We start from the raw sequence: 19051 nt of genomic DNA on the forward strand, positions 1-19051 counted from the left end.
ATCAACTTACACCAGCAGCAGTTGCGAACTCTTCGCCTAACTCTGTAGGGTCTTGACCTTCTTCTAAAGCGGCAAAAATATTTTCAATGTCTTGGTCAAGTTCGACTTCATCGCCATCTTTTCCTTGTGGCGTAAAGCGCTTAACTGAAATCTGAGATTCAGAATTTGCATTTTGGGATTCTAAAACGACATCCCCAGCTTGTAATGGCTGGCCGTCTTCTAGGACCTTGATTGTGCCATCTATCGAAATAACAATGCGTTGACCTAATGCTAATGCACCGCTCGCATTCAATACTGTCATGTCCATATAAATCCCTAAGCTCACTTTCTGTTTGCGACGTCAAAATAGTGACATCAATTTTATAATCTAGTGACAATATAACATCTAATGTCATATAATTCCTAGCTATGAATTACATGTTTAATAACTTACAATGTAAACGAATGATAACGGTCACTGAGTGATAATTAAGATGACGAAAACTTCCATATAAGTTATTGTCTTAGGGAAAGATAACCCAAACACTCAAATCAAATTTAAGCACTTAAAATCGACTTAAATTGTACGGCGATCGGTTAACAACTTTACAACCATTTACGAATGCTCATTGGGCATTCGTTATTTTTTTGGCGGTTCATCTAAATTTGATATATTCAAGCTTAAAAGCGACAAACTTAGGTGATACTCCATTTTTGGGAGATTGAAATTGAACTGGATTAAAACGACTACATTAGGGTTGGCTATTGCACTCAGTTTACCGGCTAGCGCACAAACCTTAGAGCAAGCCGTCGCGTTTACTTTAGAAAGTAACCCTGAAATCAAAGCGGCATATAACCAGTACGTTAGTCAACGTTACCTTAACGATGCTTCTGGTGGAGCTTACCGCCCGAGTATAGATTTAGACGGTGGCATTGGTTACGAATATACGGATTTGGCGACGAATTCGAGCTCAACAGATCTAACGCGTAAAGAAGCAGCAATTACGTTGACACAACTCATTTGGGATGGCGCGAATACTTCTAACGACATTGATCGTACCGCTGCTGATGCAGAGTCTGTCCGTTATCAATTGCTATCTAGCGCTCAAGATATTGCACTGCAAGTAACCAAAGTCTATCTTGATTCCGTTAAAGCTTACGAAGTGCTTACACTTTCTGAAAACAATCTGGCGACGCACAAAAATATCTATATAGATATCAAGAAACGAGTTGATTCAGGCATTGGTTCTACGGCAGACATGTCTCAGGTAGAAGCTCGTATAGCAAAAGCGCATGGTAATTTGCTAGCAGCACAAAATAATTTATTTGATGCCCATACTCAATTCAAACGCCTTGTTGGCCAAGCCCCACTAGGCTTGGTGTATCCACGTGCAGATGCAGGTTCAATTCCCTACACCATTGACGGTGCTTTGGCAAAAGCCTTTAACCAACACCCAGTTATCAAAATTGCACAGGCTGATGTAGATTCAGCGAAGTTCCAGTACAAACAGTCGAAGAGTACCAACTACCCAACTGTTTCTTTTGAAGCCGCTCAAAGGTGGCGTGATGATGCAGGTGGTACGAAAGGCAACAGCGATGAATTTTCTGCGATGCTCCGCTTAAAGTACAATCTCTATAACGGTGGGGCCGATCAAGACCGTGCTGAAAGTGCTGCTTATCAACTCAACAAAGCAAAAGACCTACGTGAGAGTACTTACCGCAATGTAGAAGAAAGCTTACGCCTTTCATGGAGCGCTCTTGACTTAACCGTTCAGCAGAAAGATTTCTTGTCGGATCACGTAGACTCGGCTTCTGACACAGTTATCTCTTATGAAAAACAATACCGAATTGGTAAGCGTACCCTTCTCGATCTACTTAACACTGAAAATGAACTATTCGAAGCACGTAAGGGATTTTTAGACGCTAAGTACGATGTACAGTACGCAAAGTATAGAGTCATGAATGCGACAGGTAATCTATTAACAGGGTTACGTATCGAGACTCCACAAGAATGGAATGAAAAGGTAGAATATTAATGAAGCTTCTCAAAACTATACTTCCACTATGCTTCGTGGTTGCTTCTGCCAACATCATGGCTGAAACAAATGATGAATTCACTTATCGTGCTCTTCCTAGCACCACACAAAGTTATGATCTCGAAGATGATGATAATGATGGTGTTATCAACGCTCGCGATTTATGTATAGACACACAAATAGGCGCTGAAATAGATAATGATGGCTGCGGCTCGTATTTCGAGTCTAGTGAACAAAAAGAACTTCATATTTTGTTTGCTAACGACTCTGCAGAAATCAAACCTGTATTCCTGGGCCAAATCCGTCAAATGGCTGCGTTTCTAAAACGTTACGAGAATACAAGTATCCAACTTCAAGGTTATGCCAGTAAAGTGGGCAATGCTGAACACAACCTGAAACTGTCAGAAAAGCGAGCGAACAATGTAAGGCGTGCACTTATTAGCAATGGAATTCCACCGTCTAGAGCCTATACCGTAGGTTACGGTGATGTCGGCTTCCGTGATAATGACACCGAAACTAATCATGCACTGAACAGAAAAGTTGTAGCTTCTGTTGTCGGATTTAAAGGTAACATTAAAGAAGAGTGGCATATATTTACTAAAATCGGTAAATAGATTCTACCGCACTCAAACCATACTGAAACGTTACGTAAGCGTTTCAGTATCTTTATAATTCCCTTATCGGCGTATACCTACCCCTTGTATAATGTTAATCTTGTCTTGTTATCAACATAGAGAAAATATTCATGAGCAAACTAACCGCTGATACTCAAGCAAATCTAGAACTTTTCGTTTCTGAAACACAAGAAACTAAGCTGGTATGGGGCCTTCGCAATGAAGAAGGTTGGCTAGCATGTGACTCAAGTGAATTCGAAAACAGTGAAGTGATGCCGTTTTGGTCTTCAAAAGAGGACGCTCAGACTCACAACGTTGAAGAGTGGGCAGACTTCGAAGTATTAGAAATCCCACTAGATATTTTTGCAGAAGATTGGTTACTGACTCTAGCTGAAGACGGTGTTCTTGTTGGTACTAACTGGAATGCGACATTGGAAGGCAAAGAACTTGAGCCTTCTGAACTAGCAAAATTATACATCTAGCTTCCAATATCGGTCGTGCAATAGCGCACGACCGATTGCCACTAATAAGCCATTGAGAATTAGAGATTTACCTCACATAAAAAACCATCAACTCGCCAAAAAATTTGAAGCAATATCAAACTAACAATAGAATACCGTTCTTTATCTGATTGATATTATCTCGTGATTCACTTCATTTTCATTGCCTTTCTGCTTTTCATCAACCTTTATTCCTTTAGCCAAGCATCAACAGCGGATCATGAATCTTCTCCAACAATTAGCACCTCGATATTAGATCCCCACACAACTCCAAATGCTGATTGGAACGCACTCTATCTCTCGACTCTAACTCATTCCCCTTCGCGCGCATTGAACATGCTGCAAACACGCTACACTAGCTCAACAACCTACGGGGATAAGCTCTACCTTTCGGCACTGCTATATCAGTATATGAGCCAGCGAGAACAACCGTTTTATGGAATCGCTTCAAACGACAGTGAATACCAAGCAATAGAACAAGCGTTTATTACCGCCCTAATGAACGATGGTCAAGGCCTGTATAAGGAAGCTCAGCAAGGCTTTTTGTCCATATTAGTAAAAATGCAATCAATCAACGATGTTACAGGTAGAACATTATTAAAATACCAATTATGTCGTTCTCTCAATGAGCAAGCTAAATATCATCAAGCTAACTATTACTGTTCCGCACTTCAGTCGGATTTGCATGACATTGCTGACCCTGTATTACCAAAATTTGGCACTTATCGAGTGATCGCTAACAATCACCATTTCCGCAGCGACTATCAAGCCGCGCTAGATACTTACCTATCACTGATAAGCGTGTTCCCACAAGGACACGATATTTCGGGGATCTATAACGATGTGGGTAATTTGCTCAAAGAGTTAAAGCAATATGATAAATCGGCTGAGTACCTCATAGAAGCACTCGCTCTGAGATCGGATGCTTCTGATTTGATGAAAGCACAAGTTCATCATAGCCTTGCAGATCTTTACCTTAATCAAGGACAAAGTGACCTAGCAATTAATCACTTTCAAAAAGCAAAAGCACTGTTGACTACGTCATCTCATAGCTACGGCATTGCGCTAACAACTCTTGGTTTAGGAAAGGCATACACGCAGACGAAGAACTATGATTTGGCGAGAGACTACTTAGTAGAGTCTCTGTCGGCTTCAAGCAAGCTAAACAACGATGTCATTCGAATCAACGCTTTCTTAGCAATCAGCGATATGTTCGAAGACCAAAAACTTAAAACGGAAGCGCTCAATTATGCACAACAAGCTTTGGAGCTATCCGAACAAGTCACAAGACATAAGTACACAGCTCAAGCACTACTTCAACTATCTGATATTCATCAGACACTCAGCGATTACAAGCAAGCTTTCTATTTCTATCAGCGATACTCCTTAATACAGTTCGAAACCCGAGATATAGATAACAGGTTGGCTTTTGAAGCACTAGATCTAGCTCATGCTAGGTACGAAAAAGAACTAGAGAGTTCTTTCCTGAGACATCAAGCAAATTTAGACCGACTTCAAATCGAAAAGATGGAACATCAAAGGATGGTGTATAACATCATTGTTATTCTATTGCTGTGTGCGGCTAGCTTTATGATCTTCACAAACAAAGCCATTCGTGCGAAAGCAGCAATCGATGCCATGACAAAGGCGTATAGTCGCACCGAGGTAATACGAAGAGTCAAGCGTATCAAAGCCTGTAAAGGAACAGAAAAACAACATGTTCTCGTTTTACTCGATCTAGATAAATTCAAGAAAATTAATGACCAATATGGCCACCCTACTGGAGATAGAGCGCTGGTTCATATAAGTCAGCAAATAAGACAACATTTAATTAAAGGTGAGCTGTTCGGGCGTTTAGGCGGCGAAGAATTTCTGATCGTGCTTACTGATACAAAACCAGCTGAAGTACAAGAGCGTGTAGAGGAGTTACATTATGCCATTTCGAGTGCAGTCTTCTTATCAGAAAACAAAAAGCCACTTAATGTAACCGCGAGCTTTGCTTATTTAGCAACCTCAAACGCATTAAGTGACTTTGATGACTTGTATTCAGTGCTTGACCAGGCGCTGTATCAAGCAAAGAGCAACGGCCGAAACTGCATCATTGATGCTTATAACGAACCTATTGACTCATGAGGTTATTTATTCTCACCCTGCTTGCGAACCAATTCAGCCATAATACCTTGGCGATCACCTAGGTAATCGTTAAGGCCTATTTTACGTAGTTCACACGCTGGACAGTCGCCGCAGCCATCACCGACAATGCCGTTGTAGCAGGTCAGTGTTTTGTTTCTAACAAGTTCGAGTGCTGAGTTCTGATCTGCCAAAGCCCATGTTTCAGCTTTGTTGAGCCACATTAACGGTGTTTTAATATTAAGCTGCTTATCCATACCTTGTACAAGTGCAGAGTTCATCGCCTTCACAAAGTCATTACGACAATCAGGGTAGCCAGAGAAATCTGTTTCACACACACCAGTAATCACCGTCTCAGCACCGATTTGGTATGCGTAGATACCGGCCAATGTTAAGAAAAGAATATTACGACCAGGAACGAACGAGTTTGGTAATCCATTCTCTTGTAGCTCATGCGATACAGGAATATCGTCACGAGTCAGAGAGCTAATCGCAAGCTCGTTTAACAGAGTCACATCCATTACTTTGTGCGCTTTCACACCAAGCTCTTTCGACAATGACTCAGCCACTTCAATCTCGAGTCTATGGCGCTGACCATAATCAAACGTAATCGCATGAACTTCATCATACTCTTTTAATGCTTGAACAAGACACGTTGTTGAGTCTTGACCACCACTGAATACTACGACTGCTTTTTTCATCTTAAATCCTTACGAGAATCTTCTACTAGCGACTTATCTAGGCCAGTAAACCAACGCAACCTATGCGATGCTCAAATATTTGTGAGTTTGAATAGATAAACGCCAGTTACGTTCAATACAAGTGTCGATACACAGCTGTGTTGCACGTTCTTTTTGGCTAATAGGCTGAAGTGCAATGACGGTCTTTGCAGGAACATCGGCTCTAGCAAGAAGAGCATCAAGCTGCTCGATATCTTTACCTGTACCAACAGGGTGTTTGATTTCATTCGCACGAACGAGTGCGCTATCAAGGATATCCAGTTTCGCTTTCATTGCCACTTTTGGTGACACCGTAACCCAAGTACCACTTGTTGCTTTGACTTCTGATGTTCCGCTGGTCTCAATCTGACAGCGACAACCGTGTTGCTCAAATGCTTCAGTAAGAGGGACAAGATCATAAATACACGGCTCACCACCAGTAATCACAATGTGCTTAGCCGTGTAACCTTGCTTGATGTATTCATTCACGATTCCTTGAGCATCAATTGCTGACCAAGTTGGTGAATCCTCTGTCTTAACCATAATATCGCCAAGGCTGGTCTCATCTTCCGGCAACGCTTCCCAAGTCTGTTTGGTATCACACCAAGAACAGCCTACAGGGCAAATTTGCAGTCGAACAAAAACAGCGGGAACGCCGGTAAATACGCCCTCACCCTGGATGGTTTCAAACATTTCATTAATCTTGTACAACTTACCCTCAGCTCAATCATTTGATGAAATTAATCAACCGCAGACCTTAAAGCACTTGCCCCTTTTGGTCAAACAAATGAGTACTGATAAATGACTTGATCAAAGCCCTAGCCTGAGCTTTCAAGTTCCCTTATCCTTTCGCCCATTAGATTTCGTTAGCTTTTAATTTTTAGTAAGGAACAACATGTACAAACTGATTGCTCTTGATATGGATGGCACACTGCTCAACAGTGATAAAGTAATTTCTCAAGAGAATAAAGACGCGATTGCCAAAGCACGTGCTGCAGGTGTGAAAGTGGTTCTGGCTTCTGGTCGTCCTTTAGAAGGTATGCAAAGTAAGTTAGACGAGCTTTCGATCAACGGCGAAGATGACTTTGTGCTCTTCTACAACGGCTCTATGGTTCAAAACGTCTCTACAAAAGAACTCATTCATAGTGAAATCAGCAATGGTAAAGCCGCGAAAGAGATCGCAGCACTAGCTGAACAGCTTGGTGGTTATGTTCATGCATTCAGCAAGATTCATGGCTTAATCACCCCTGAAAACAATGAGTACACCGCTATTGAAGCGCGTATTAACGGCTTAGAGATTACCGAATTCGACTTTTCTCAACTAGAAGACGACCACGAAATCATCAAAACTATGATTGTTGCTGAGCCAAGCAAACTCACCGAAATCATCAGCAAGTTACCACAAGAGCTTAAGACTCAGTTTACTATTGTGCAAAGTGCACCATTCTTCTTAGAGTTCTTAAACCCAAATTCAAACAAGGGTGTAGGTATTGAGGCTATTGCTAAACATTTGGGGATTACTGCGGAAGAAGTGATCTGCATGGGCGATGCTGAAAACGATCACCATATGCTTGAATACGCGGGCATGGGTATCGCGATGGAAAACGCAATGAAAGAAACCAAGAAGCTAGCTGACTACATTACAGCAAGCAATGACGAACACGGTGTAGCTGTCGCGATTGAAAAGTTTATCTTCAACTCGTAAGCACTAGATAGAGCCCTTTGCTTTATCTGTCTCATCCTAAAATACATTGATATAAAGAAGGCTGTGCATTGCACAGCCTTCTTTTTACATAAGTCGTTCCACTTATTATTGTCTAGCCCAAGGCAGACGAAATGCCACGACACCGAACAAAATCAAGATTGGAAAACGTAAGGTCTCGACAATAAAGGAAGCGATACCACTAAATGAGACAAAGCTGCCCACCCAACTGATCAACAAATTTCCGGCAAGTAACATCACAATAACCCCAACCACGATCTTAAATGAGAACTGACCCACCAAAGGTTTTGAGTCCGTTAACGTCACTAGACATGCAATCGTCATCAAAATCGCCAACCAAAAAGTGAATGTCGGTAATGGCCAGATAACCGTCAGCACAACCGATATCAAGCATAAGCCCCACCACACAGCTTTAGAACTTAGTAATACACTAATATCAACATCAGGTTTCGCGTCTAATCTCACGATATGCCAAGTCGCTAATGCGCCCATAATACCGCCCATCAGTACGTCACTAAAGAATGCACTGCCAGAGTATGACTTAAACAGCATGATCCAAAGCAGACCAACGACCACCATCGCGAGCGATTTTTGGTCAAACAAACGCTTTAGCTTCCAAAGAACTAACAAGGTTAAGCTAACCCACAAGGCGGCTAACAGACTTGGGAAGCTATACCCACTGCTCATCACCAATTTCAATGTTGGAAGGTAGGCATGCGGACGTGGAAACCCAAAGCCTTGATGAGCAATTAAAGTCAGCAGAGTCACTGATATTAGCGTGAAACCAAATTTCAACGCGAAATTACGGCCAAAATGCCAGGCGACTAGCGGCAAGATCACGATAAAAATCCACGGCTTTGCTAATAAGTCTGTCAAAAGCACCGTATTAGCAAAAACATTCGGCAGGTTATCGAACGTGTTTTGAAGTGAAACAATCCCGTTCAATTCAACTTGATGAACTTTAGGCGCTGCGCCCACCAGCTCAGTCACGTAAGTCACCGGCTGATTTGTCGCGGATAGAAAGAATTCGTTAATCTCAGACCATTGTTCCGGATAGCGGTATTGATTTGCGTCCAATTCAGTTGGCGGCAATAACATTGCGCGACTCACTTCCACTCCATAATGAGGAGCGAACCAAATTGGTAGCTCAAAGCCACCTAACTCATTTCGAGCTTGGTAGCTGATCACTTCAGAATCAGAAACGCAATCATACACAACGGCACTGTCGGTATAACCCAACACATCACCGACCGTGACGGACAAACCCGCCTCTTCCCAAGTTTCACGTTGCGCCGCAACCGCTGGCGGTTCACCAGAAACAACAGTACCACCCGGCAGAGATAAATGACCTGTTATCAATTCATCAACCAACACGATTTGGTTATCAGCACGTACTACACACAAAGCGCCCGCGATATGATCAGGCAAGGTGTTGTTAGCCCAAGCGGAAGTAGCACTCAAAAGAGACAAAATAAAAACTAATAAATATCGAATAACCAACGAATTTACCTAAAAATAAGAGAAGAAAGAGAAGACTGCTAATGCATCGAGCCTATTGTAATCAAACCCACACAAAATCGCTGTCTATGTTTTGTTCAAAGCCTTTCTCATCCATTGAATGTGAGGTGTGAACCCCATTTTTTGATAGAAGTCCTTGGCAGGTGAATTAAAGTCCCAAACCTCTACAAAGATTTGTTCAACCCCATAATCATCAAAAGTCGCTTCAACTTTGCTAAACAACTTTTCAGCAATCGATTCTTTTCGATAATCAGGCAAGACAAACAGTTCATCGACACTCCCCATCGGCACCGGTTTACTCACCGTTGAGATAAGCTCACAAAAATGTCCGGAGATAAAGCCAACAATGAGCTCACCTTTTAATGCCACATAAACCAAGCATTCAGGATCATCCAAGTAACGTGCAATGCTTTTTTCCTGCTCAATCTCTTCTGCCGTTTTAAAATGCTCTGGGCTAGCAAGGTGGTGATGATGGTGGAGATCGAACATTAACTCATTAAGTTGTTCCAAATCCGTGTGCTTTGCAGCCCTTAAGGTGACATTCATGACTATTGCGCTTCTCAAACCAAATTAATATCTAAACTGAGTCTAGTTTACTTGCCGCGTGTATCGATACAAGCTATTGAATGAATTCATTTGATTATCAGATTTTCGATATCCGTGACCTCACAACAAAAAGAAACTGGTTGGAATTAGAAGAGAACACTATGAATAAAAGCCACTTAAGATGAAGCACGCCTATGGAAGCTTCATCTTGTCCTGCAAGGCTTTCCTTACTTACCTAGCTTTTCAGCAATTTCAGTTAAGCTGGTAGGGTCGTCAATCGTCGAAGGCACCACATATTGTTCACCTTCTGCGATCTGTCGTATGGTTCTGCGCAAAATCTTACCGGAGCGTGTCTTAGGTAGTCTCTCAACAACCAAGGCTTGCTTAAAACAGGCGACCGCACCAATCTCATTGCGAACCTTGCCAACCAACTCCGCTTGCAGTTCAATGCCATCGACTTTTACGCCATCTTTTAACACAACTAGACCTAATGGAAGTTGTCCTTTTAAGTCATCGTGAATACCGACTACCGCGCATTCTGCAATGGCTGGGTGACCACCAACGATCTCTTCCATTTCTCCGGTCGACAGACGGTGTCCCGCTACGTTTATCACATCGTCGATACGACCCATGATAAATAGATACCCATCTTCATCAAGGTAGCCGCCATCACCCGAAACATAATAGCCCGGGAATTGGCTCAGATAGCCAGACTCAAATCGATCATGATTACGCCAAACCGTTGGCAGACAACCGGGTGGTAGGGGACGTTTGAGTGCCACAAAACCTTGTTGATTCGGTTGTGCGATTTCACCTAGCTCATTGAAGATCTCTACTTGGTAACCCGGTACAGGTTTGGTTGAAGAACCCGCCTTTACAGGCAAAGACTCAAGTCCTGTTGGATTGGCAGAGATAGCCCAACCCGTCTCCGTTTGCCACCAGTGGTCGACAACCGGTTTGCTGGTGTGAGATTCAACCCAGTCTAGTGTTGGCGGGTCTAAACGCTCTCCCGCCATGAAAATCGACTTGAGCGATGATAAGTCATACTTGGTGAGTAACTCGCCTTCGGGATCTTCTTTCTTGATGGCTCTAAACGCTGTTGGCGCGGAAAACAACACATCGACCTTGTATTCTTCGCACACACGCCAGAATGCACCTGGGTCTGGCGTTCTGACTGGCTTACCTTCAAACAGAATCGTCGTACAACCATGAATCAGTGGCGCATAAACAATATAGGAATGCCCAACTACCCAACCAACATCAGAGGCCGCCCAAAACACGCCGTCTTGTGGTATATCGTAGATAGTACTCATCGAGTATTTCATCGCAACCGCATGACCACCATTATCACGCACCACGCCTTTTGGCTTACCCGTCGTCCCTGATGTGTACAATATATATAGTGGGTCAGTCGCTAGAACAGGCACACATACGTGAGGCAATGCATCCGCAACGGCTTGCTGCCAGAGTACATCGCGTTCATTGTTCAATTCAGCTAGAGACTGCTCTCTTTGGAATACCACCACTTTCTCGGGTTTCCAGCGACTGTCCATGATTGCGCGATCGACCATCGGCTTATATGGCAGGACTTTATTTATCTCGACACCGCAGGAGGCGGTAATCAACACCTTCGGCTCGGCATCTTCGATACGAACGGCGAGCTCATGAGGAGCAAATCCGCCAAATACCACGGAGTGAACCGCGCCTAGTCGTGCACAGGCTAGCATTGCCATTGCTGCTTCAGGAATCATTGGCATATAAATCACCACACGATCGCCTTTGGTAACGCCTTGCGTCGCTAACATACCTGCGACTTTAGCCACTTGGTTACGCAGTTGGTCGTAGGTGTACGATGATTGAGTCCCTGTCACTGGAGAGTCGTAAATCAGTGCCACTTTATTACCACGACCATTTTCGCAATGATAATCCAACGCCAACCAGCAGGTGTTCATCACCCCATCAGGAAACCAACGCTCAATACCGTTATCGTCAGTTTGTAACATCGTTTTTGGTGGTTCAAACCAATCTATCGCTTGTGATTGTGTTTCCCAAAACGAATTGGGGTCTTCCCTAGCCCATTGATACTCGGTGATATAATCGGTTTTTCTTTTCATTCGATTCGTAGCAGACATAGTGCCTCCTCCATGATTTATCCATTAGTCCAAGCGCCTAGCTTTTGGCAGTAGCACTTGATTGCACTCTTTTCTCAGCGTTGTGTTCGTGAACATTTAACCGTTCACGACAATCGCTTTACTTAGGAAAAGGCACACGGATGGCACCTTCCATGATCACTCGGGCACTACGACTCATGATCGCCCTTTCAATTTTCCAGCCGCTTTCCGTCTGAATAGCTTTAGCTCCCACCTTTAAGGTTCCTGATGGATGACCAAAGGTCACAAAATCACGGGAACCCTCACCGGCTGCCAAGTTCACTAACGTACCCGGAACACTCGCCGCTGAAGCAATGGCGACCGCAGCTGTGCCCATCATGGCGTGATGCAGTTGCCCCATAGACAAAGCTCGCACCAGAAGGTCGGTATCGTCAGCTAATACCGATTTACCACTTGAAGCTTGGTACGCTTGAGGCTTAGCAACAAACGCGACTTTCGGTGTGTGTTGGCGTGATCCAGCTTGTTCTAAAGAATCAATCAGACCCATCGCAACCGCACCGTGCGCTCGGATAGATTCAAAAAGTGCCAAAGCTTTGGCATCACTATTGATATCAGATTGAAGCTCTGTGCCTTGATAACCAACTGATTCAGCATCAACAAAAATGGTGGGTATCCCTGCATTGATATATGTTGCTTTGATGCAACCCAATTCGGGAACATCTAAAAAATCGACAACACTCCCTGTAGGGAACATAGAACCACTCGCATCGGCAGGGTCAAGAAAATCGACTTGGATCTCAGCGGCAGGAAAAGTCACACCATCAAGCTCAAAGTCACCTAACTCTTGGACTTCACCATTGGTGATAGGCACATGAACAATAATGGTTTTCTGGATATTCACTTGCCATACTCGCACCTCAACAACACCGTTTTCAGGGATACGAGTCAAGTCAACCAAGCCACTATGAATAGCGAACGGACCGACCGCTGCAGACAAGTTCCCACAGTTACCACTCCAATCCACAAACGGCTTATCTATCGCCACTTGGCCGAATAGGTAATCAACATCGTGATCGGCTTTACTGCTTTTCGAAACAATCACGGTTTTACTGGTACTCGATGTTGCACCACCCATACCATCGGTTTGTTTACCATAAGGGTCTGGACTGCCAATCACGCGCAGAAGTAATGCGTCTCGAGCTTCTCCGGCAACTTGCGCAGCTTCAGGTAAGTCACTTAAGTTGAAGAAAACCCCTTTGCTTGTTCCGCCCCGCATGTAGGTAGCAGGTACTTTAATCTGTTTGATGTTCATAACTAGCTCCTACTGTGCAAGAAAGTCTTTGGCGAAACGTTGCAACACTCCACCAGCGCTATAAACATTCACTTCGTCTGCGGTGTCTAGTCGGCAGGTTACTGGCACATCAAGCTTTTCACCGCTTTTACGAGTGATCACTAAAGCCAAGTCTGAACCTGCTTCAATGTCACCGTACACGTCGTAAAGTTCGGTACCGTCCAATTCTAAGGTGTTGCGATTGGTCCCCGCTTTGAATTGCAGAGGCAGTACGCCCATGCCAACCAAGTTGGTTCTGTGAATTCGTTCAAACCCTTCTGCCACAATCACTTCAACACCCGCTAAACGCACCCCTTTGGCTGCCCAATCTCGTGATGAACCTTGTCCATAATCGGCACCAGCAACCACTATCAAGGGTTGTTTACGGTTCATGTAGGTTTCTATCGCTTCCCACATTCGCGTAACTTGACCTTCGGGTTCAACCCTTGCTAATGAACCTTGCACGACTTCTCCAGCGTCCCTCACCATTTCGTTAAACAGCTTAGGGTTGGCGAATGTTGCTCGTTGCGCGGTTAAGTGATCACCTCGATGGGTCGCGTAAGAGTTAAAGTCCTCTTCCGGCACTTCCATTTTGGTTAGGTATTCCCCCGCTGCGCTCGAAGCCAGAATCGCATTTGAAGGGGATAAGTGATCCGTAGTAATGTTGTCACCCAGAATCGCTAAAGGTCTCATACCAGATAGGTTTCGTTCTCCCGCAAGAGCCCCTTCCCAATAAGGTGGTCTTCGGATATAGGTACTTTGATGTCGCCAGTCATAAAGCGGTTCAGTAGTCACCTGCTCCTCGTCTGGCTTGAACATTTTCACGTAGATTTGTTGGAATTGCTGAGGCTTAACATGCTCACCGACAACCGCATCAATTTCTGCATCACTCGGCCATAAATCACTTAAGTAGATTGGCTTTCCATTGTTGTCCGTACCTAAACTGTCTTTTTCGATATCAAAGCGAATCGTACCCGCTAAGGCATAAGCAACCACCAATGGCGGTGACGCTAAAAAGGCTTGCTTTGCGTATGGATGGATTCGACCATCGAAATTTCGGTTCCCCGATAACACAGCGGTTGAGTACAGGTCGCGGTCGATGATCTCTTGTTGGATTTTAGGATCTAACGCCCCGCTCATCCCGTTACAGGTCGTACACGCATAACCCACGATACCGAAGCCTAATTGTTCCAGTTCAGGAAGCAAACCTGCTGACTCAAGATAGAGCTTGGCGACCTTAGAGCCTGGAGCAAATGACGTTTTTACCCACGGCTTGCGAACCAATCCAAGCTGATTGGCTTTCTTAGCAACCAATGCCGCGGCGACTACATTTCTTGGGTTACTGGTGTTAGTACAAGAAGTAATTGCCGCAATGATTACGGCGCCATCGGGCATCTGCTCGTCACTGTACTGCTTAGCATGCTGCTCTTTCCAAGATGCTTGACTGATGCCTTGTTCAGCTAGCTCTCTGGTTGGCAAACGGCGATGAGGATTGGAAGGCCCCGCTAGGTTACGCTCAACTTTAGACAAATCAAACTCAAGCACACGTTCGTATTGAGCGGAATCTAAATCATCAGCCCAAAGTCCGGTTTGCTTAGCGTATAGCTCAACTAACTCAACCTGTTCAGGCTCGCGTCCTGTCAGCTTTAGGTATTGTATGGTCTGTTCATCGATATAGAACATACCTGCTGTCGCGCCGTATTCTGGTGTCATATTCGATATAGTGGCGCGGTCGCCAATAGTCAGTGCACGAGCACCTTCACCAAAGAACTCTAAGTAACTAGAAACCACTTTTTCATTTCGAAGGAACTCAGTAATCGCAAGCACAATATCCGTTGCGGTTATCCCTTCTTGTCGTTGACCCGTCAGTTTAACGCCCACGATGTCTGGCAAACGCATCATCGACGGACGACCGAGCATCACAGTCTCAGCTTCCAAACCACCTACACCTATTGCAATAACACCCAGAGCATCAACGTGAGGAGTATGACTGTCGGTGCCGACACAGGTATCAGGAAACGCGATTCCTTCTTTAGATTGAATCACTGGAGACATTTTCTCCAAGTTAATCTGGTGCATGATCCCGTTACCCGCAGGAATTACACTCACGTTCTTAAACGCAGTTTTACACCATTCGATAAAGTGAAAACGGTCTTCGTTTCTGCGTTCTTCAATCGCACGGTTTTTATCAAAGGCTTCACTATCAAAGCCTGCATGTTCCACGGCTAAAGAGTGATCAACAATCAGTTGGGTTTCGACAACGGGGTTCACCTTGGCAGGGTCTCCGCCTTGGTCGGCAATCGCATCTCTTAATCCAGCCAAATCTACTAGGGCTGTTTGACCAAGAATGTCATGACACACCACACGCGCAGGATACCAAGGGAAATCAAGGTCACTCTTGCGTTCAATGATCTGTTTTAAGCTGTCTTCAAGGGTTTCAGGATCACAGCGTCTTACTAATTGTTCTGCCAATACTCTCGACGTATAAGGCAAGGTTTTATAACTGCCCGGAGATATCGCTTCTACCGCTTCGCAAGCATCGAAATATTCTAAGCCCGTTCCCGGAAGAACCTTTCGATACTTGTTTTCATCAAGATCTTGGTTTCTTTCAAGTTTTACATCAGACATACATCCACCATTATCTGTTAAATTCTATTCGTTGGTTCTCGAGGCCTTATCACATGAAGAGAAAAGTCACCTCGAGATATAAGTCGGCTCGATATAGAGGACTAACGTAAATGGATTGGTAGCCAGTCTTGATGCTCAGGGCCGGTGTAGTCTGCACTTGGACGAATGATGCGATTGTTTTCTCTTTGTTCGAACACATGCGCCGTCCAACCTGTAAGGCGGCTCATCACAAAGATCGGAGTAAACAATTTGGTTGGGATGTCCATGAAGTGATATGCCGATGCATGGAAGAAGTCAGCATTACAGAACAAGCCTTTCTCGCGCTTCATAACCGCTTCAACACGTTCTGAAACGGCGTAAAGCTGTTTATCACCTACCTCTTGAGCTAGCTCTTTTGACCAACGCTTGATTAGCGCATTTCGTGGGTCGCTTTCACGATAAATGGCATGACCGAAGCCCATGATTTTGTCTTTGTTAGCAAGCATCTGCATGATATTAGTTTCTGCTTCATCGGCGGTTTTCCAATCTTGGATCATTTCCATTGCCGCTTCATTCGCACCTCCATGTAAAGGACCTCTCAACGTTCCAATCGCTGCGGTGACACAAGAATGGATATCCGACAACGTTGATGCACAGACACGGGCAGCAAAAGTAGATGCGTTAAACTCATGCTCTGCGTAAAGCGTTAGCGAACAGTGCATTACCTGCTTATGCAGTTCACTCGGCGCTTTATCTGTTAGCATTTTCAAGAAGTAGCCACCCAGACATGCTTCGCTTTGATCTTCAGTATCAATGCGCACGCCATCGTGGCTAAAGCGATACCAATAACAAATAATCGCAGGGAAAAGCGCAAGCATTCGTTCAGTCGCGAACAGTTGCTCAGAGAAGTCAGACTCTTGCTCTAGATTACCTAACATTGAACAACCCGTTCTCATCACATCCATTGGATGAGCGTCTGCAGGAATAAGCTCTAGTGCTACTTTCAAAGGTTGAGGTAAGCCGCGTAGACCAACCAACAATGTTTTGTAATCGTCTAGCTCTTTGGCATTGGGTAAGTGACCTCTTAGTAACAGGTGAGCCACTTCTTCAAACTGAGCGTGATTAGCAAGATCGGTAATATCATAACCACGATAAGTTAAACCCGTTCCTGACTGACCTACTGTACATAGCGCGGTGGTTCCAGCACTTTGGCCACGTAGCCCTGCACCACCAATCGCAGGTGTACTGGTCGGTTTCACGCTTTCATTCTGGTCTACGTTATTGTTCGCCTTTGACGCATTGTCGACAGTTGCTTTATCACTCAAAGATACAGACATGTTGAACTCCTTTTCTTTGTTAGCCGCCTGCACTCTTTGGTGCTGACTATTTATATGTCCGACGCTTATTAAAATCGGAACTGGATGTGGCGACTAACCATTTCACGTTATTGGATTAAGTTGATTTTTGATTGTTTGAAACTGGTTTACCCTTCGCTTGAAAACAACTGGTCAAGCTTGTTCTCGTAGTCGTGGTAATTCAGGTGCTCGTAAAGCTCTTTACGGGTTTGCATGGAATCCAACAGAGCTTCCTGATTGCCTTCAACTAACAAGTGCTTGTAAACATTCTCAGCCGCTTTATTCATCGCACGGAACGCACTCAATGGGTAAAGCACCATGTCGACACTCGATTGTGCTAACTCATTACAGTTGTAAAGTGGCGTTTGCCCGAATTCAGTTATGTTGGCGAGAATAGGCACATGCTTACCCGTCGCTGATTTCAAAGCTGCAGAGAACTTCACGTATTGGTCGAGTTGATTCATCGCTTCAGGGAAGATCATGTCCGCACCCGCTTCAACACACGCAATCGCTCGTTCAATCGCACTGTCTATTCCTTCAACCGCCAATGCATCCGTACGAGCCATAATCACAAAGCTTTCGTCGGTTCTGGCATCGGTTGCCCCTTTCACTCTATCGACCATCTCTTGCTGACTAACAATCGCTTTGTTTGGTCGATGACCACAGCGTTTCTGGGCCACTTGGTCTTCCATGTGAATTGCCGCTGCGCCTGCTTTCTCCATCGCACGAATCGTTCGTGCAATATTGAATGCGCCACCAAAACCCGTGTCGATATCCACCAGCAAAGGCAAATCACACGCATTGGTAATACGTTCAACATCCACCAACACATCGTTCAATGTGGTGATGCCTAAATCAGGCAAACCATAAGACGCATTGGCGATGCCTCCGCCAGACAAATAAATCGCCTGATGACCCAAGTTCTTTGCCATCATCGCGCAATACGGATTCACAGTGCCGACGATCTGCAATGGTTCGTTGTCTTTTACAGCTTGTCGGAACTTTGCTCCTGCTGATAACTTCATAATGACGCTCCCTGTTAATTGTTTATTTCTATCTAACTTTTATAACTACTGATGTTTAGCTCTTGCCAATGCAGATCCGCTGGCAAATATCAGTCGCCCGTTAATCAAGATCTTTGGATTGAATTTGTTGCTCGATAAGCAGTCGACTGCCCGAGATGTGTCTTCGCATCAGCATTTCCGCTAACTCTTCATCACGGTTACGAATCGCTTGTAGGATGTATTTGTGTTCATCAAGCGCCTCTTTTGGTCGAGACTGTGCTCTAGGCGATTGGTAGCGATACATGCGTAATAAGTGATAAAGCTCATCACACAGCAGCGAAATGAGCTTGCTATTGCGACTGGCTTTAATAATTCGGTAATGGAAATCGAAATCCCCATGTTGATGAAAATAGGAAGAACCTTCGACTTCATCGATATGTTGGGAATGTGTCGACAATAAGCCTTCAAGCCCAATCAACTCTTCTTGTGTGATGTGTCTCGCCGCTAATCGAGCCGCCATGCCTTCCAATGCCTCTCGCACCGCGTAAAGCTCTAGCAGTTTGTCTGCCGAAAAAGTAATAACTCGAGCGCCGACATGAGGAATGCGTTCGATTAGCCCAAGCCCTTCTACTCGCATTATCGCTTCACGTAATGGCCCTCGACTTACCTCAAAGCGTTTAGCCAGTTCAGGCTCCGAGATCTTAGTGCCTGGTGGTAATTCACCGTTAACAATCGCCTCGACTAGGTATTCAGTCAGGCTTTCCGACTTGGTGTTTTCTTTGTCGCTCACACGTGTTTTCGTGTTTGCACTTAAGGTGAGATCTTTTATCGCAGTATTCATATTCACGCTGCTCACTTCTGATTGCCGACCTTAATTGT

At 44.5% G+C, this 19051-nt stretch carries 16 protein-coding genes; 5 read left to right on the plus strand and 11 right to left on the minus strand.

Going from position 1 to position 19051, the window contains the following annotated elements; all coding sequences use genetic code 11:
- Position 1: 1 nt before the first annotated feature.
- Complete coding sequence (locus OCV44_RS07870; protein ID WP_139685663.1) at positions 2-307, minus strand: hypothetical protein; 306 nt, start codon at positions 305-307, stop codon at positions 2-4.
- A gap of 400 nt (positions 308-707) precedes the next feature.
- On the opposite strand from OCV44_RS07870, the gene OCV44_RS07875 reads away from it, so the two are divergent.
- The 4 genes from OCV44_RS07875 (at position 708) to OCV44_RS07890 (ending at position 5262) form a co-directional block, all read left to right on the plus strand.
- Positions 708-2015, plus strand: a complete 1308-nt coding sequence (locus tag OCV44_RS07875) for a TolC family outer membrane protein (protein WP_139685662.1) — start codon at positions 708-710, stop codon at positions 2013-2015.
- Positions 2015-2629, plus strand: a complete 615-nt coding sequence (locus OCV44_RS07880; protein WP_139685661.1) for an OmpA family protein — start codon at positions 2015-2017, stop codon at positions 2627-2629. The genes OCV44_RS07875 and OCV44_RS07880 overlap by 1 nt, the downstream gene beginning before the upstream one ends.
- Before the next feature lie 131 nt (positions 2630-2760).
- Positions 2761-3111, plus strand: coding sequence for a DUF2750 domain-containing protein (locus OCV44_RS07885; RefSeq protein WP_139685660.1), 351 nt, complete (start codon positions 2761-2763; stop codon positions 3109-3111).
- Between the two features lie 162 nt (positions 3112-3273).
- Positions 3274-5262: a tetratricopeptide repeat-containing diguanylate cyclase gene (locus OCV44_RS07890; RefSeq protein WP_139685659.1), complete on the plus strand. Its 1989-nt coding sequence runs from the start codon at positions 3274-3276 to the stop codon at positions 5260-5262.
- A gap of 2 nt (positions 5263-5264) precedes the next feature.
- Here the strand turns inward: OCV44_RS07890 and queC are convergent, their stop codons facing one another.
- Together queC and queE are read right to left on the minus strand one after the other, a co-directional pair.
- The gene (gene queC / locus OCV44_RS07895) at positions 5265-5960 is read right to left on the minus strand and encodes a 7-cyano-7-deazaguanine synthase QueC (RefSeq protein ID WP_139685658.1); all 696 of its coding nucleotides are present in this window, start codon (positions 5958-5960) and stop codon (positions 5265-5267) included.
- A 60-nt stretch (positions 5961-6020) separates the two neighbouring features.
- Positions 6021-6689 (minus strand): 7-carboxy-7-deazaguanine synthase QueE, encoded by a 669-nt coding sequence (queE, locus tag OCV44_RS07900; RefSeq protein ID WP_139685657.1) that lies wholly within the window; start codon positions 6687-6689, stop codon positions 6021-6023.
- A gap of 184 nt (positions 6690-6873) precedes the next feature.
- On the opposite strand from queE, the gene OCV44_RS07905 reads away from it, so the two are divergent.
- Positions 6874-7683 carry a Cof-type HAD-IIB family hydrolase gene (locus OCV44_RS07905; RefSeq protein ID WP_139685656.1) on the plus strand — a complete coding sequence of 270 codons (810 nt, stop codon included), beginning with the start codon at positions 6874-6876 and terminating at the stop codon, positions 7681-7683.
- 105 nt (positions 7684-7788) lie between these two features.
- Here the strand turns inward: OCV44_RS07905 and OCV44_RS07910 are convergent, their stop codons facing one another.
- The 8 genes from OCV44_RS07910 to OCV44_RS07945 all read right to left on the minus strand — a co-directional run bounded on the left by OCV44_RS07910 (position 7789) and on the right by OCV44_RS07945 (position 19013).
- On the minus strand, positions 7789-9201 hold the full coding sequence (locus tag OCV44_RS07910) for a bifunctional NUDIX hydrolase/phosphatase PAP2 family protein (RefSeq protein ID WP_139685655.1): 1413 nt from the start codon (positions 9199-9201) through the stop codon (positions 7789-7791).
- Positions 9202-9285: 84 nt separating this feature from the next.
- The gene (locus OCV44_RS07915) at positions 9286-9765 is read right to left on the minus strand and encodes a GNAT family N-acetyltransferase (protein ID WP_139685654.1); all 480 of its coding nucleotides are present in this window, start codon (positions 9763-9765) and stop codon (positions 9286-9288) included.
- Positions 9766-9992: 227 nt separating this feature from the next.
- The gene (locus OCV44_RS07920; RefSeq protein ID WP_139685653.1) at positions 9993-11897 is read right to left on the minus strand and encodes a propionyl-CoA synthetase; all 1905 of its coding nucleotides are present in this window, start codon (positions 11895-11897) and stop codon (positions 9993-9995) included.
- Positions 11898-12015: 118 nt separating this feature from the next.
- The gene (prpF, locus tag OCV44_RS07925) at positions 12016-13188 is read right to left on the minus strand and encodes a 2-methylaconitate cis-trans isomerase PrpF (RefSeq protein ID WP_139685652.1); all 1173 of its coding nucleotides are present in this window, start codon (positions 13186-13188) and stop codon (positions 12016-12018) included.
- Between the two features lie 9 nt (positions 13189-13197).
- Positions 13198-15834 carry a Fe/S-dependent 2-methylisocitrate dehydratase AcnD gene (acnD, locus tag OCV44_RS07930; RefSeq protein WP_139685651.1) on the minus strand — a complete coding sequence of 879 codons (2637 nt, stop codon included), beginning with the start codon at positions 15832-15834 and terminating at the stop codon, positions 13198-13200.
- A gap of 101 nt (positions 15835-15935) precedes the next feature.
- Positions 15936-17150 carry a bifunctional 2-methylcitrate synthase/citrate synthase gene (prpC, locus tag OCV44_RS07935; protein ID WP_139685650.1) on the minus strand — a complete coding sequence of 405 codons (1215 nt, stop codon included), beginning with the start codon at positions 17148-17150 and terminating at the stop codon, positions 15936-15938.
- A 146-nt stretch (positions 17151-17296) separates the two neighbouring features.
- Positions 17297-18193 carry a methylisocitrate lyase gene (prpB, locus tag OCV44_RS07940; protein WP_139685649.1) on the minus strand — a complete coding sequence of 299 codons (897 nt, stop codon included), beginning with the start codon at positions 18191-18193 and terminating at the stop codon, positions 17297-17299.
- A 100-nt stretch (positions 18194-18293) separates the two neighbouring features.
- Positions 18294-19013: a GntR family transcriptional regulator gene (locus OCV44_RS07945; RefSeq protein ID WP_139685648.1), complete on the minus strand. Its 720-nt coding sequence runs from the start codon at positions 19011-19013 to the stop codon at positions 18294-18296.
- Positions 19014-19051 lie beyond the last annotated feature (38 nt).

Source organism: Vibrio tasmaniensis, assembly GCF_024347635.1.
Taxonomy (GTDB): Bacteria; Pseudomonadota; Gammaproteobacteria; order Enterobacterales; family Vibrionaceae; genus Vibrio; species Vibrio tasmaniensis.